Genomic DNA, 15,423 nt, shown 5'->3' with positions numbered 1-15,423 from the left:
GCAACTTCGGAGGGAGAGATGGCGTGCATCCTGGTGCTGGGGGCCGGCTTTGCCGGGCTATGGGCCGCGCTCGGCGCAGCCCGCAAGCGCGACGAGATCGGCGCACGGGCAGCGGATACCGAAATCCTCGTCGTCGATCGCAACGCCTATCACAACATCCGGGTGCGCAATTACGAGGTCGATCTCGGCGACGTCGCGCTGCCGCTCCGCGAGCTGCTCGATCCGGTCGGCGTCAGACATCGGGTGGCCGAGGTCGCGGCGATCGATCCTGCGACGCGCGCGATCACGATCAAGACCAGCGCGGGCGCGGAGGTTCTGAGCTACGACCGGCTGGTGCTGACGACCGGCAGCGAGCTGGTCCGCCCCGCCATCTCAGGCCTGGCCGCCCACGGCTTCGATGTCGACACGTACGAAGCGGCGATGCGGCTCGACGCGCATCTGGCGGCGCTCGGCAAAGAGCCACCGTCGGAGGCGCGCGCGACGGTCGCGGTCGTCGGCGCAGGGTTCACCGGGATAGAGGTCGCGGCCGAGATGCCGGCCAAGCTGGCGCACGCCGGCATCACCGGCGATCATCGTGTCATCCTGATCGATCCCAATCCCGTCGTCGGCGCGACCTTCGGCGCGCATGGCCGACCGGTCATCAACGAGGCGCTGGCGACGCTCGGCGTCGAGACGCGGCTGAATGTCCGGGTCAGTGCCGTCGGCCCCGACAGCATCACGCTCAACTCCGGCGAGATCATTTTGACCAAAACCGTGGTGTGGTGCGCCGGCATGCGCGCCAGCCCCCTCGCCGCCTCGCTGCCGGCCGGGCGCGACGCGCTCGGCCGCATCAAAGTCGACCACACCATGCGCGTCGAGGGCCTGCCGGATGTCTTCGCCGCCGGCGACGTCGCCGCCTGCCTGATCGACGGCGAGCACCCGACCGTGATGTCCTGCCAGTTCGCGCGGCCGATGGGCCGCTTCGCCGGCCACAATGTGGTCGCCGATCTGTTTGGTGAAAAGCTGCTGCCGCTCAATATCGACTGGTATGTGACGGTGCTCGATCTCGGCGCCTGGGGCGCGCTCTACACCACCGGCTGGGACCGCGAGGTGCACACATCAGGCGCCGCCGCCAAGCTCACCAAGCAGACCATCAACCAGCAGCGCATCTATCCGCCGCGCGACGGCGACCGCGCCGCGCTGCTCGCGGCGGCCGCGCCGACGATCCAGACGGCGCCGCCGACGCGCAAATAACAAAAGGGGCGGCCACCGCATGACCGCCCCTGGTCGCCTTTAACACTCGCGCCGCGATTACTGCGACAGCTTCACAAAGTTCGGAAACTTCATCTGGCCCTCGGCGATCGCCTTCGGCCAGACCGTGATCTGCTTGCCGCCCTGCCACTGGAACACGAGGCCGGTCACCGCGCCCGGACCGGACTTGATGCCGTGGGTGAACTCGTCGTTCTTGCCGTAGAACTGGATCTTGCCGATCGTGCCCTCGAAGTCGGTCTTCTCGAGCTCGGTCACCATCTTGTCCGGATCGGTCGAGCCGGCGCGCTGGATTGCCTCGGCGATGATGTAGACCTCGTCATAGGCGGTGTAGCCGGTATAGGCCGGCGGCGTGCCGAACTTGGCCTTGAACGCCGCCGCGAACGGCTTGGTCTTCGGCGTCACGGCAACATCAGGCGTCGCCACCGCGAGCGAGGGCACGCCCTCGGCCGCGCCGTTGGTGTCGCCCCAGAAGGTCGGGCTCAGCGCCTGCGCGCTGATGCCGAACATCGGGATCGGCACCTGCTGGTTCTTCCACTGCACGGTCGGCTGCACGCCGACATGGGAGATGCCGGTGACGATCACGTCGGGCTTGGCGGCTTCCATCTTGTTGAAGATCGGCGTGAAGTCGGTGGTGTCGGGCGAGAAGCGGATGTGCTCGACCACCTTCAGGCCCGCTTTCGGAAGGCAGGCCTCGTAGCCGACGTCGAGCGGCTTGGTCCAGGCTGCGTCCTCGCTCATGATCGCGACCGACTTGAACTTGAGCTGGTCGACCAGCAGCTCCTTGGCCGCGTCGCAGACCAGCTGCGCCTGCGCGGCCGAGGTCAGGTAGCCGTGGAAGGTGTACTTGTTCTTCTCATAGTCGTTGTGCACCGCCTTGGTGATCTCGTTCGAGGCGGCGCCGGGCGTGATCAGCGGCATCTTCAGCCGCGAGGCCCACGGCTCGAGCGCCAGCACGACCTCGCTGATATAGCTCGCGATCACGGCGGAGACCTTGTCCTCGCTCACCGCGCGCTGGAAGGCGCGCACCGAGTCCGCCGACGAGCTCTTGTTGTCGTAGGTGACGATCTCGATCTTGCGGCCCATCACGCCGCCCTTGGCGTTGATCTCGTCGGCTGCGATCTGCGCGCCGCCCGGCGTCGCCGCACCCGCGATCGACTGCACTTCGGCAATGATGCCGATCTTGATCGGGTCCTTGGACTGCGCATAGGCCGGCGCCGCGAGGCAGAGCGCGAGTGCCGAGGCCAACAGGCTCACGCGGGTCGCGGTTGAATATGCTGTCATCATGATCTCCCTTGTTTTGCTTTCTTCTTTTCAAACTGCGAGCGTCAGAGAAAGTCCTTGCCGGCCTCCGCGGCGAACCGGCCCGGATCGCCCTCCCAGACGATCCGCGCGTGCTCCAGCACATAGACGCGGTCGGCATGCGGAAGCGCAAACGTCACGTTCTGCTCGCCCAGCAGCACCGTGATCTTGGTGGTCTGGCGCAGCTTCTCCAGCGCCTTCGACAGCAGCTCGAGGATAACGGGCGCAAGCCCTAGCGTCGGCTCGTCCAGGATCAGGATCTGCGGCTGCATCATCAGCGCGCGGCCGATCGCCAGCATCTGCTGCTCGCCGCCGGACAACGTCTGCGCCATCTGGCCCTGGCGCTCCTTCAGGATCGGAAACAGCTCGAACAGCCAGGCGAGTTGCTTGGCCCGCGCCGCGTCGTCGAGATGCTGGCCGCCGAGGTCGAGGTTTTCCCGCACCGTCATCTCGCCGAACAATTCGCGCGATTCCGGGCATTGCACGAGGCCGGAGCGGGCGATCTTCGCAGGCCCCGTGCCGCGCAGTGGCTGTCCGCCGCGCAGGATCGCGCCGGTATAGGGCAGGAAGCCCGAGATGGTGTTGAACAGCGTGGTCTTGCCGGCGCCGTTGAGGCCGACGACGGAGACGAACTCGCCCTCATGGACGTGGATCGAGACGTTCTCCAGCGCCTGCGCCTTGCCGTAATGCACGCTGACATTCTCGACCTGCAGCAGCGGCACCTTGTCCTTGAACGAGGTCTCGGGCCGCGCATGGGTCTCGATCGCGCCGCCGAGATAGACCCGCCGCACGGTCTCGTTCTTCATCACGTCCTCGGCGCGGCCGGTCGTGATCTCTTCGCCGAGATACATCGCGAGCACGCGGTCGACCAGCGCCGCGACGCTCTTGACGTTGTGATCGACCAGCATCACCGCGCGGCCCTCGTCGCGGAAGCTGCGGATCAATGCGGAGAAGGTGCCGACCTCGGCGCTGGTGAGACCAGCGAAGGGCTCGTCGACCAGCACAACCTTGGGATCGCGCGCGATCGCCTTGGCCAATTCCAGCCGGCGCAGGTCGGCGAACGGCAGCGTCGGCGGGCGGCGGTCCATCACCGCCCCCAGTCCGACGCGCTCGGCGATCCACTTGGCGCGCTCGGTCAGCGCCTTGTCGGGAAACAGCATGAACAGGCTGTCGGGCAACAGCGCGACCATGATGTTCTCCAGCACGGTCTGCCGGTTCAGTGGCCGCGAGTGCTGGAACACCATGCCGAAGCCCTTGCGCGCGATCTTGTGCGCAGGCAGCCCGGCGACGTTCTCGCCTTCGAACAGCACCTCGCCCGCGGTCGGACGCTCGATGCCCATCACGCTCTTCATCGCGGTCGACTTGCCCGAGCCGTTCGGTCCGATCAGGCCGAGGATCTCGCCGGGATGCAGGTCGAACGAGAGGTTCTTCACGGCGGTCAAGCCGCCGAATCGCTTGGTCAATCCACGGACGGTGAGCGTTGCTGTGGTCACAGTCTGATCCATTTAAGAGCGCGCCTCGCGTGACAGGGCCGCTCCGAGGAAACCGCCGGGGAAGAACAGGACGACGAGCAGCGCCACCGCCGAGACGATGAAGGTCGCAAGCTCGCCGGTCGGGCGCAGGAATTCGCCGGCCACGATCAGGAAGATCGCGCCTAACGCGGCCCCCAGCACCGTGCGCCGGCCGCCGAGCACGGCCGAGACGATCACGTTCACGCCGACCGCGACGTCGACCACGGTGCCGACCGAGGCGGTGCCGAAGTAGAACACCAGCAGCGCGCCCGACAGTCCCGAGAAGAACGCGCTGACGATGAAGGCCGCGAGCTTGTGCTTGACGATGTTGAAGCCGAGCGCGCCGGCCTGCACCGGGTCCTGCCCGCTCGCCTGCAGCACGAGACCGACGGGCGATTGCGACAGGCCGTACAGGATGGCCGCGCTCACGGTCATGAAGCCGAGCGCGATCCAGTAATTGGCGCCGGCATTGATGGTGATGACGTCAGGGATGGTGAGCCCGATCTCGCCGCCGGTGAGATCGGCGAACACCACGACGAAGTTCTGCAGCATCAAGACCGCCACCAGCGTGGTCAGGCCGAAATACGGTCCCCTCACCCGCAGCGCCGGCAGCGCCAGCACGAAGCCCGCGACGACCGACGCCAGCGCGCCGAGCAGGATGCAGACATAGACCGACCAGCCGAACTGGTTGTTGAGGATCCCGGCGGTGTAGGCGCCGGTGCCGATCAGGAAGGTCGGCCCGAAATTCACCTCGCCGGCGAAGCCGAACAAGAGGTCCCAGGCCATCGCGAACACACCGAAATAGAACGCGACGGTAAGCAGCCCGAGGATGTAGCCCGAGACGTAGAACGGCAGCGTCGCCGCGACCACCACGCAGACCAGCGAAATGAAGAACAGGCGCGAGGAAAAGAAGCTGGCCATCTCAGCGCCTCCCGAGCAGGCCTTGAGGCCGGATATACATCACGAACACCAGAAGCAGCAGCGCCGGAATGGTGCGATAGGCCGGCGAGATCATGTAGGCCGTGATGGTCTCGAGATAGCCGACGACGAAGGCCGCGATCAGCGAGCCCGACACGCTGCCGAGGCCGCCGAGCACGACGATCGAGAACGCGCTCGCGGTCAGCGGCCCGACGCTGTAGGAGCTGACGCCGAGGAACATGCCGAGCAGCACGCCGGCGATGCCGGCGAGAATGCCGTAGATGCCCCACACCACGATGTAGATCTGGGTGAGCTCGAGCCCGAGCAGCGTGACGCCGCGCGGGTTCATCGAGGCCGCCAGCACCGCCTTGCCGGTCCTGGTGCGGTTCACCAGGAGCCACAGCAGGCCGATCACGAGGCAGCAGACCAGCGCGGTGAAGATATTGTTGCGCGGCGTGCGGTTGCCGAAGATATCGACGACGCCCTCGACGATCGGCAGCACCGTCTTGGCGTTGTTGGTGAAGAAATAGGCGATCAGCTCCTGGATCATGATGCCCCACAGCAGGGTGCCGGTGAGGACGAAGATTTCCTTCTCCTCGTTGGGGATCCGCCTCGAATTCTGGATCGGCTTGACGACCGCGAAATAGGTCGCGAACGACACGATCAGCGCGACGCCGACACCGAACAGCGCGCCGGTGTAGATGTCGAGGTGCAGCACGCTGGCCGCGGCCCAGGCCGCAACCGCTGCGGCCACCATGATGGCACCGTGGGAGAGATTGAGAACACCGGAGACACCGAAGATCAGGGTGAAGCCGGTCGCGCCGAGCGCATAGAGCGCACTGATGGCAAAGCCATCGATCAGGATTTGTAGGGCAAGCATCTCAGATTGGCCGCGGCAGCGGGGCTGCCTGTTGTGGAGGACGCGGAACCGAAGACCGATGCTCCCGGGAGGGGCCCGGGAGCATGATCATCAACTAATTCGTGGTGACCTTGACGAAGCTCGGGAACTTGAGGTCGCTCTTGGCGACCTCCTTCGGCCAGACCGCGACCTGCTTGCCGCCCTGCCACTGCAGCATCAGTCCGGTGATCAGGCCCTTGCCGTACTTGATCGAATGGGTGAACGGATCGTCCTTGCCGTAGAACTGGACGCGTCCGATGGTGCCTTCCCAGTCGGTCTTCTCCAGCGCATCGACCATCTTGTCGGCCTCGACCGAGCCGGCGCGCTTCACCGCATCCGCGATGTAGTAGACCTCGTCATAGGCGGTGTAGCCCGCGTAGGACGGATAGTTGCCGTAGCGCTTCTTGAAGCCCTCCGCGAACGGCACCGACTTCGGCGTCACCGCGACGTTCGGGCCGGACACGCCCTGATACAGCACGCCTTCCGCCGCGTCGTTGGTGTCCTTGCCGAAGGTCTCGTTGGTCGCCTGCGATGAAATGCCGAACATCGGGATCGGCACCTGCTGGTTCTTCCACTGCACCGTCGGCTGCACGCCGACATGCGAGATGCCGGTGATGATCACGTCGGGCTTGGAGCCTTCGACCTTGTTGAAGATCGGCGTGAAGTCTGTGGTGTCGGGCGAGAAACGGATATGGTCGACGACCTTGAGCCCGATCTTCGGCAGGCACTCCTCGTAGCCGACGTCGAGCGGCTTGGTCCACGCCGCATCCTCGCTCATGATGACCGCGGTCTTCATGTGCTTCTGATCGACCAGGAGCTCCTTGGCGGCGTCGCAGACCGACAGCGCCAGCGCGGCCGAGGTCAGGTAGCCGTGGAAGGTGTACTTGTTCTTCTCGTAATCGGCGTGGACGCTCTTGCTGATCTCGTTGGAGGCGGCGCCGGGCGTGACGAACGGCGTCTTCAGGCGCGAAGCCCAGGGCTCGAGCGCCAGCACCACTTCGCTGATGTAGCTCGAGATGACGACGTTGACCTTGTCCTCGTTGACGGCGCGCTGGAACGCACGCACCGAATCCGCCGAGGACGAGTGGTTGTCGTAGCTGACGATCTCGATCTTGCGGCCGTCGATGCCGCCCTTGGCGTTGATCTCGTCGGCGGCCAGTTGCGCCGCCTGCGGGATCGATGCACCGGCAATCGCCTGCGCTTCGGCAATCACGCCGATCTTGAGGGTGTCGGCAGCCAGCGCTCCGCTGGGCGCAGCCAACAGGCCCAACACGGCCGCTCCTGCAAGTTTCTGCATCGCATGCACGGGGAGTCGCGATGTTCTTGTCACCCTGTTTCTCTCCTCTTTTTCTTCGGCTGCTTCGAGCTCTTGGGGCGCGACTATAGCCGCGACAAAATGCGCAGCAAGTGAAACTGCGCGCAGATCGTCATGCATGGACGGCGACTAAAGTAGTGGGTCGGCGCGGTGCGGCTGAATAAATTTGAGGCAGAGGGGGGAATAAAAGGTCGTGGGGCGCCGATCTCTCAGATCGTCATTCCCCGCTGCGCAAATTACGTAGGGCGAGCGAAGCGGAGAAAGCGGAACAAAAAGCAAAGGCTCGGGCAATTCATGTCGCGAGAACGCGAATTGTTGCCCACTGGCCGTGCGACAAGCTCCGTGTCGTCCCTGCGAAAGCAGGGACACATAACCACGGATGCTGATTGTTACGCGATGTTGGAACGACGAGTCCCATTCACAACATCCGCCGCGGCGTATCGGTCCCGGCTTTCGCCGGGACGACAGCGGTGTATGAGGCGACCGCCCCTACTCCGCCATCTCCGCCGGCGGGTGGGCGGCGGGACCGGCGAGCGGGCGCTCTTCCATCGTGATCATGCAGATCGAGGCGGTGGTCAGCAGCACGGCGGCGGCGCCGAACACGTAGCGGAACGCATGGATCATGTCGGCCATCGGGATCGCGCTGACGGTGCTGGCCGCGGCATGATGCTCGCCGGCGAGCGAGATGTCGGTCCCGAGCGTCATCAGCAGGATGGTGGTGAAGGCGGCGACCGTGAAGGAGGCCATCATCGCGCGGAAGAAGTTCATCGCACCGGTGACGGTGCCGACCTGCGGCCGCGCCACCGCGTTCTGCAGCGACACCACGCTGATCGGGAAAGTGGTGCCGAGGCCGAGCGCGAACACGCTCATCAACAGCAACAATCCCCACAGCGGCAGCGTCGTCACCGCCATGCCGACGGCACAGATCGCGGCCACCGAGGTGCCGACGATCGCGACACGCTTGTAGTGCTTGGCCTTCGCCATGGTCCGGCCGGCGATCGCCGCACCGAAGGTCGAGATCGCCGCGAGCGGGATCAGCGCGAGGCCGGCCTCGCTGGCGGTGAGGTGATAGACCACCTCATAATAGAGCGGCAGGTGGACGGTGAGGCCGACCATGGCGCCGAGCGCACAGCCGCCCGCCCCCATCGCGAACGGCACCACCGAGCCGCCGAGCAGCGACAGCGGCAGGAACGGCTCGTCGGCGCGGCGCGCGTGCCAGACGAAGGCGCCGGCAAGCGCGATCGAGGCGCCGATCATCGCCGTAATCGTCGGCGACAGCCAGGACAGCTTGGTGCCGCCCCAGGTCAGCACCAGCATCAGCACGACGGCCGAGGCCATCAGCAGCACGCCGCCGAGCCAGTCGACCTTGCGCTTGCGGTGGAACACCGGGATCTTGCTCATCTTCGGCAGCAGCAGCGCCAGCGCCGCCGCCGCGAGCGGCAGGTTGATCCAGAAAATCATCGACCAGTGCAGATGCTCGGCGAACACGCCGCCGACCACCGGGCCGAGGATGCCGCCGGCCATCCAGACGCTGGAGAAATAGGCCTGATAGCGGCCGCGCTCGCGCGGGCTCACCACGTCGGAGATCACGGTCTGGACCACCGGCATGATGCCGCCGCCGCCGAGCCCCTGCAGGCCGCGGGCAACGATCAGCATGGTCATGCTGGGCGCGATCGCGCACAGCACCGAGCCGACCACGAACAGGCTGAGCGAGGTGATGATCATGACGCGGCGGCCATAGATGTCGCTCAGTGTGCCGAACACCGGCGCCACCGCGGTGGAGGCGAGCAGATAGGCCGTGATCACCCAGGACAGATTGGTGACGTCGTGAAACTGGCGCCCGATCGTCGGCAACGCGGTCGCGACGATGGTCTGGTCGAGCGCGGCCAAGAACATCGTCAGCATCAGGCTGATGACGATGGTGCGGACTTCGTCCGGATTGAGCGGTGCCGGCGGCGCCAGCGGCGGCGCGTCGCTGAGTTCGATCACCTCGCTCGGGAGATGAGACAGCTCTTCGGCAATGTCTTCAGGCAATGTGGATTGGTCGGCAGGAATCCGGCTCTGCCGTTCATACTTGTTCATTTGGGGCGTAATGCTGCTGCGCGGGCGCGTCCCGCGATGGAATCATTCTCTGCTTTGCAATTTATGCAGCAATTGAATGCTAAGGCAGGCACCCCAGCGCATGGGTGCATCCCGCCGCGATGTTCTCGCGGTGACGTGATCGCGGATGCAGCGACGACGTCACGCTTTGGTCGTCTTGCCCAGCATTTTCGGCCGCTTCTTCAATTGTGCCCGTTTCGGCAGCAGAGCGGGCCATCGCACGATATGATCCTCGAGATCGGCGTCGTTGACGTCGAGCTCGGTGCCCTCCACCCGCCCGCGCACCGAGACCCCGGCTTCATGGACGGTGTTGGGATCGCCCGAGATCAGGGGATGCCACCAATAGAGGTCCCGCCCCTCGGCCACCAGCCGATAGCCGCAGCTCGGCGGCAGCCAGTTCAGCGTCCGGACATTTTCGGGCGTCAGGCGGACGCAATCCGGAACCTGGTCGGAACGGTTCGGGTAGTCCTTGCAGGTGCAGAGGCCGGAATCGAGCAGCTTGCAGGAGATATGGGTGAAATAGATCTTGCCGGTGTCCTCGTCCTCGAGCTTCTCCAGGCAGCAGCGTGCGCAGCCGTCACACAGGCTCTCCCATTCGGCGTTGGACATTTCTTCCAACGTCTTGGTTTTCCAGAAGAATCCCTCCTGGCCCGACGGACGCTTGGGCGGTGCGGTCATGATATCCCTGAAATGGCGGTGCAACTCTTCTTGGGATGCCGGCAACGCTTGCGCAAGGGGGTGGTATTGCGGGGGCGAAAAAGCCGGTGGGCAGCGTTAGGGCTTTCATTAAATTCACAAGCCGCGCCATTGGTTTATGGCAGCCGCTCGGATAGAACAACGAACGAGTCCCCAACGACGCAAAAGCGCCTTGGGATTGCCGCAACATCGAAGCAAGACGCTGGCCCGCGCCCGTTTGGGGCACCCGCAGCGCTGTCGAACTGATCAAGGGTCCGGTCCTTTCAGATCATGCCGTCGCATTGGAAACAGAAGGTCCGGAACTTCTTCCTGGACCTCGATGCGCGTATCGACTCGACGCTGTTCTCGTCGGGCAAGGGCCTGCGCGAGCTCTTTGAGCGTTATTCCACCTTCATGGACCGCTTCTATGTCGGCCGCTGGAAGCGCTGGGTGTTCATCGAGCCGCTGTCGGAGGCCGCAACCCTCGGGCTCGGCGGCATGATCCTGATGCTGACGCTCGCGATCCCGGCTTTCCGCGAGACCGCCGACGAGGATTGGCTGAAGAAGTCCGACCTCGCGGTGACTTTCCTCGACCGTTACGGCAACCCGATCGGCAGCCGCGGCATCAAGCATAATGACTCGATCCCGCTGGAAGATTTTCCGGACAATCTGATCAAGGCAACGCTCGCGACCGAAGACCGCCGCTTCTACGACCATTTCGGCATCGACGTGCCGGGCCTCGCCCGCGCGCTCGTCACCAACGCGCAGGCCGGCGGCGTCCGCCAGGGCGGTTCGTCGATCACCCAGCAGCTCGCCAAGAACCTGTTCCTGAACAACGAGCGCACCATCGAGCGCAAGGTGAAGGAAGCCTTCCTCGCGATCTGGCTGGAGACGCGGCTCACCAAGAACGAGATCCTGAAGCTCTATCTCGACCGCGCCTATATGGGCGGCGGCACCTTCGGCGTCGACGGCGCGGCACACTTCTACTTCAACAAGTCGGTGCGCGACGTGAACCTCGCGGAGGCCGCGATGCTCGCCGGCCTGTTCAAGGCGCCGACCAAATACGCCCCGCACATCAACCTGCCCGCGGCCCGCGCCCGCGCCAACGTCGTGCTCGACAACCTCGTCGATGCCGGCTTCATGACCGAGGGTCAGGTGTTCGGCGCCCGCCGCAATCCCGCTGTCGCGGTCGACCGGCGCGACGAGAACTCGCCGAACTACTATCTCGACTACGCCTTCGACGAGATGCGCAAGCTGGTCGACACCTTCCCGAAATCCTACACCGAGCGCGTCTTCGTGGTCCGCACCGCGATCGACATGAACGTGCAGAAGGCGGCCGAGGAAGCGATCGAGAACCAGCTGCGCCAGTTCGGGCGCGACTATCACGCGACGCAGGCCGCGACCGTGGTGTCCGATCTCGACGGCGGCATCCGCGCCATGGTCGGCGGACGCGACTATGGTGCGAGCCAGTTCAACCGCGCCACCGACGCCTATCGCCAGCCGGGCTCGTCGTTCAAACCCTATGTCTACACCACGGCGCTGCTGAACGGCTTCACGCCGAACTCGAAGATCGTCGACGGCCCGGTCTGCATCGGCAACTGGTGCCCACAGAACTATGGCCATTCCTATTCGGGTCAGGTCACGCTGACGCAGGCGATCACTCGCTCGATCAACGTGGTGCCAGTCAAGCTCTCGATCATGATGGGCGGCAAGGAAGGCCCGAAGGCGGGCCGCGCCAAGATCGTCGAGGTCGCGCGCCGCTTCGGCCTCAAGGCGCCGCTGCCCGATACGCCGTCGCTGCCGATCGGCTCCGACGAAGTCACGGTGCTGGAGCACGCGGTCGCCTATGCGACTTTCCCGAACCGCGGCAAGGCGGTGACGCCGCATTCGGTGCTCGAGGTGCGCACCGGCGCCGGCGACCTGGTGTGGCGCTGGGACCGCGACGGTCCGAAACCGCGGCAGGCCATTCCGCCGAACATCGCCGCCGACATGGCCGGCATGATGAGCCACGTGGTCAGCGAAGGCACCGCGCGCCGCGCCGCGCTCGACGGCATTCCGACCGCGGGCAAGACCGGCACCACCAACGCCTATCGCGACGCCTGGTTCGTCGGCTACACCGGCAACTTCACCTGCGCGGTCTGGTACGGCAATGACGACTATTCGCCGACCAACCGCATGACCGGCGGTTCGCTGCCGGCGCAGACCTGGCACGACATCATGGTCGCCGCGCATCAGGGCGTGGAGGTCAAGGAGCTCGTCGGCGTCGGCATGGGCCAGAAGCTGCCGCCGCAGCCGGCGCAGGCCAATGCCCAGGCCAACGCGGCGCCGCGCGTATTGGAAACCAAGCCGGGCCCGCCGCCGGTTTTGACCAAGCGCGGCGCGGATATCCTGGTGCGGGTCGAGAAGCTGCTCGACGACGCGGCCAAAACCGCCGGCAAGACCACGCTGAACGAGCCCTCGAAGACCGGCAAGGCCGAGTCCTCGAGCGCGCTGGCGTTCCCCGAAAACTACGTTGCCGCGGCCGGGCCGGACGGCGCGACACCGGCCGTGCCACGCAAGAACTGACGTGCGGCTCCTCCTCACCACTTTGCTGGCACTCGTGATCGCCACGGCCGTTGGCCTCGGCCTGACCTATGCGACGGCGACGCGCGGCACCGATCTCGGCACGCTGAAGATCGGCGCCTGGACCGCGCGTCCGAAGAGCGGCACCTCCGATGTCGACCCCTACTCGCGCGCCACCATCGCGCGCAGCGGCGAGCTGCCGATCGGCACCGGCGACGGCATCGCGTTCTCGGCGACCACCGACGACAAGAACAAGCCGCTCGACGGGCGCTGCGACATCGTGGTCAGCGGCGTGACGCCGGCGGCGCGGTTCTGGACGCTGACGCTGTTCGACCGCAAGGGCCACCTGGTCGCCAACACGCTGCAGCGCTACGGCTTCACCAGCCAGGAGATCATGCGCGCTTCCGACGGCACGTTCGAGATCCACATCGCCTCGCGCTCGCGCGCCGGCAACTGGCTGCCGACCGGCGGCATCGAGCGCTACGCGCTGATGCTGCGCCTCTACGACACGCCGGTCGGGGTCGCGACCCGCACCCAGCGCGACGCGCCGATGCCGTCGATCGCAACAACGGGCTGCCCATGATCCGCGTGCTGCTCACCATCCTCGCAGGCGTGCTGCTCGGCGGCGTGGTGCACCTCGTCAGCGTGCTGGCGCTGCCGCGCATCGCCTCGCAGGACGCCTATTCGCGGCTGACGCCGATGACCAAGCTCAACGAAGTGACGCAGCTGCCGCTGGCCGACCCGAGCCATTCGCCGATGCCGCTGATGGATCCGGCCTTCGCGGTGGCGATCTGCCGCTACGATCTCTCGACCGGACCGCTCAAGCTCACCGTGCCGGTCAGCCAGGCCTATACGTCGGTGTCGTTCTACACCCGCAACGAGGTCGCCTATTACGCGATCAACGACCGCTCCGCCGGCAAGAAGGTGATCGAGCTCGACCTGATGACGGAGGCGCAGCACAACGAGCTGCCGGAGGACGAGGAAATCACCGCTGCCGACCGGCTGATCATCGACTCGCCGACGTCAACCGGCCTGATCCTGCTGAAGGCGCTGGCGCCGGAGCCCGGCCTGATGCCGCAGGCGCAGGCCTCGCTCGCCGCCTCCTCGTGCAAGGTGCAGACCGAGCCGGTCGCGGCCAAGCAGGAGGCGCCGCCGCCTTTGCCCGCTCCGGCCCCGCCGCCTGCCGCTCGCAAGCGTTAGCTCACATCCAGTGCATGCCGGCCGCAGCGGCAGGTCTCGTAGTCGACGGGATCGTGGCTGTTGACGATCGTCACATCAGCGCCATGCGCCGCCTTCAATTGGCGCAGCCGTTCCTGGTTCTGGATGCGCGTCGCACGATCCATGTCCGCGCGGCGCTGGAACATGCCGAGCACCAGCGGGATCCGCGGCCTGGCATCGAGCTGCGCGTGGTGGAAATAGGCGTCGCCGGCGTGCAGCAGCCATTTGTCCTTGTCGCGCACCGCGATCCCGCAATGGCCGAGCGTGTGGCCCGGCAACGGGATCATCAGGATGTCCGGCTCGCGGTCGCCGAGCGCGCGCGCGCCCTTGAAGCCGAACCAGTCCTCGCCACCGGCACCATAGAAACTCCAATCCGGCCCATGCCGCCACTGCGCCGTGATGTAGCGCCCCTGCGGCGGCGTGACCTGATGCGTCACCGCCATGTCGTACTCCCTGCGATGGACGTGCACCTTGGCCTTCGGAAAGTCCGGCACGCCGCCGGCGTGATCGCGATCGAGATGCGTCAGCAGCACATGACGCACATCGTCCGGTGAGAAGCCGAGCGCCTTGACCTGCCGCACCGCCGTCTCGGCCGGATCGAGCCGCGGCGTCGTCTGCCGCACCCATTTGCGTCCGAGCCGCGGCGGGTCGCCGATGTCGTCGAGCCCGATCCCGGTGTCGACCAGTACGAGTCCGTCGTTGCTCTCGACCAGCAGGCAATGACAGACCATCCGCGCCCGCTGGAAGATGCTGCCGCTGCCGTTCACGAGCCGCTTTCCGATCGGGCACATCGTGCCGGTGTTGAGATGGTGGATGCGCATGACAGGTCCTCCGCTGTAACAGGCGCAGACTTGCCACTGGCGTTTCCATAGGTAAAATATTGTCTTTCTATCCATGTGATAGGATACGCCTATGGATATCCGTGAACTCCGCTACTTCGCCGCGGTCTACCGCGAGCGCAATCTGACCGCCGCGGCGAAGCGCTGCTTCATCTCGCAGCCGTCGATCTCGGCGGCGATCACCAATCTCGAGGCCGAACTCGGCACCACGCTGTTCATTCGGCACAAGAAGGGCATGGCCCCGACGGCCTCAGCCGCGCAGTTTCACGGCATCGCCCGCAGGATCATCGACGAGGCGGACGCGGCGCGAAATCTCTTCCGCAAGCCCGCGACGCGGCAGGCGCTGACGCTCGGCCTGTTGCGATCGCTCGATCAGGCCCGGACCATCGCGCTGCTGAAGCCGCTGACCGGCAATACCGATCTTGCGCTCCGGCTGGTCGGCGCCAGCGAGAAGGCCGACGCGCGGATCGTCGCCAAGACCATGGTCGGCGCCGGCGAGCACTTCATCCCGCTGTGGAGTGAGCGTTATGTCGCGGCACTGCCGCCCTCGCATCCCCTGACGCTGAAGGAGACGCTCCGGACCACCGACTTCGCCGGCGTTCCGATGATCGATCGTTGCCATTGCGAGCAACAGGAATTCTTCAAGCGTGCCTCACCGCCGCGCAAGCCGGTGGCGATCGCGGAATCCGAGGAATGGGCGATGGCGCTGGTGGCGGCCGGGGTTGGCGTCGCGATCGTCCCCGAGGGCGTGGCGCGCGGCAATCCTGATGTCGCGATACGCGCGATCGACATCGACGTGACGCGCCAGGTCGGCCTCGCCTACCCCTCGGCCCACCC

13 protein-coding genes are annotated in these 15,423 nt (G+C 65.9%); 5 read left to right on the top strand and 8 right to left on the bottom strand.

Features of this window, described 5'->3' with window-relative positions; genetic code table 11:
* Positions 1–18: 18 nt before the first annotated feature.
* Positions 19–1,233: an NAD(P)/FAD-dependent oxidoreductase gene (locus PMN64_RS02575; protein ID WP_411779612.1), complete on the top strand. Its 1,215-nt coding sequence runs from the start codon at positions 19–21 to the stop codon at positions 1,231–1,233.
* Between the two features lie 57 nt (positions 1,234–1,290).
* On the opposite strand, the gene PMN64_RS02570 is transcribed toward PMN64_RS02575, so the two are convergent.
* The 7 genes from PMN64_RS02570 to PMN64_RS02540 form a co-directional block, all read right to left on the bottom strand.
* Positions 1,291–2,535 carry an ABC transporter substrate-binding protein gene (locus PMN64_RS02570; RefSeq protein WP_016841804.1) on the bottom strand — a complete coding sequence of 415 codons (1,245 nt, stop codon included), beginning with the start codon at positions 2,533–2,535 and terminating at the stop codon, positions 1,291–1,293.
* 41 nt (positions 2,536–2,576) lie between these two features.
* On the bottom strand, positions 2,577–4,055 hold the full coding sequence (locus PMN64_RS02565; protein WP_411779611.1) for an ATP-binding cassette domain-containing protein: 1,479 nt from the start codon (positions 4,053–4,055) through the stop codon (positions 2,577–2,579).
* Positions 4,056–4,982, bottom strand: a complete 927-nt coding sequence (locus PMN64_RS02560) for a branched-chain amino acid ABC transporter permease (RefSeq protein WP_028345331.1) — start codon at positions 4,980–4,982, stop codon at positions 4,056–4,058.
* 1 nt (position 4,983) lies between these two features.
* Positions 4,984–5,859, bottom strand: coding sequence for a branched-chain amino acid ABC transporter permease (locus tag PMN64_RS02555; protein ID WP_018270667.1), 876 nt, complete (start codon positions 5,857–5,859; stop codon positions 4,984–4,986).
* A gap of 94 nt (positions 5,860–5,953) precedes the next feature.
* A complete protein-coding gene (locus tag PMN64_RS02550; protein WP_411779610.1) occupies positions 5,954–7,174 on the bottom strand; it encodes an ABC transporter substrate-binding protein in 1,221 nt (406 codons plus the stop codon).
* Positions 7,175–7,681: 507 nt separating this feature from the next.
* Complete coding sequence (locus PMN64_RS02545; protein ID WP_411779609.1) at positions 7,682–9,274, bottom strand: MDR family MFS transporter; 1,593 nt, start codon at positions 9,272–9,274, stop codon at positions 7,682–7,684.
* A gap of 159 nt (positions 9,275–9,433) precedes the next feature.
* Positions 9,434–9,970, bottom strand: coding sequence for a YcgN family cysteine cluster protein (locus tag PMN64_RS02540; RefSeq protein WP_411779608.1), 537 nt, complete (start codon positions 9,968–9,970; stop codon positions 9,434–9,436).
* A gap of 288 nt (positions 9,971–10,258) precedes the next feature.
* Between PMN64_RS02540 and PMN64_RS02535 the strand changes: the two genes are divergently transcribed.
* From PMN64_RS02535 to PMN64_RS02525, 3 genes are read left to right on the top strand one after another with little or no spacing between them, the layout of a single operon-like run.
* On the top strand, positions 10,259–12,532 hold the full coding sequence (locus PMN64_RS02535) for a transglycosylase domain-containing protein (protein ID WP_411779607.1): 2,274 nt from the start codon (positions 10,259–10,261) through the stop codon (positions 12,530–12,532).
* Between the two features lies 1 nt (position 12,533).
* The gene (locus PMN64_RS02530) at positions 12,534–13,112 is read left to right on the top strand and encodes a DUF1214 domain-containing protein (protein WP_016841830.1); all 579 of its coding nucleotides are present in this window, start codon (positions 12,534–12,536) and stop codon (positions 13,110–13,112) included.
* A complete protein-coding gene (locus PMN64_RS02525) occupies positions 13,109–13,729 on the top strand; it encodes a DUF1254 domain-containing protein (protein WP_028345337.1) in 621 nt (206 codons plus the stop codon). Before PMN64_RS02530 ends, PMN64_RS02525 begins: the two co-directional genes overlap by 4 nt.
* On the opposite strand, the gene PMN64_RS02520 is transcribed toward PMN64_RS02525, so the two are convergent.
* Positions 13,726–14,568, bottom strand: a complete 843-nt coding sequence (locus tag PMN64_RS02520; protein ID WP_411779606.1) for an MBL fold metallo-hydrolase — start codon at positions 14,566–14,568, stop codon at positions 13,726–13,728. The genes PMN64_RS02525 and PMN64_RS02520 overlap by 4 nt on opposite strands.
* Before the next feature lie 91 nt (positions 14,569–14,659).
* On the opposite strand from PMN64_RS02520, the gene PMN64_RS02515 reads away from it, so the two are divergent.
* A partial coding sequence (locus tag PMN64_RS02515) for a LysR family transcriptional regulator (protein ID WP_411779605.1) occupies positions 14,660–15,423 on the top strand: 764 nt, incomplete at its 3' end.

Origin of the sequence: Bradyrhizobium sp. UFLA01-814 (assembly GCF_046718885.1) — a bacterium.
In the GTDB taxonomy this organism is placed as follows: domain Bacteria; phylum Pseudomonadota; class Alphaproteobacteria; order Rhizobiales; family Xanthobacteraceae; genus Bradyrhizobium; species Bradyrhizobium elkanii.
The sequence above is the reverse complement of the archived record's forward strand: the minus strand, read 5'-3'. Positions and strand labels throughout refer to the sequence as shown.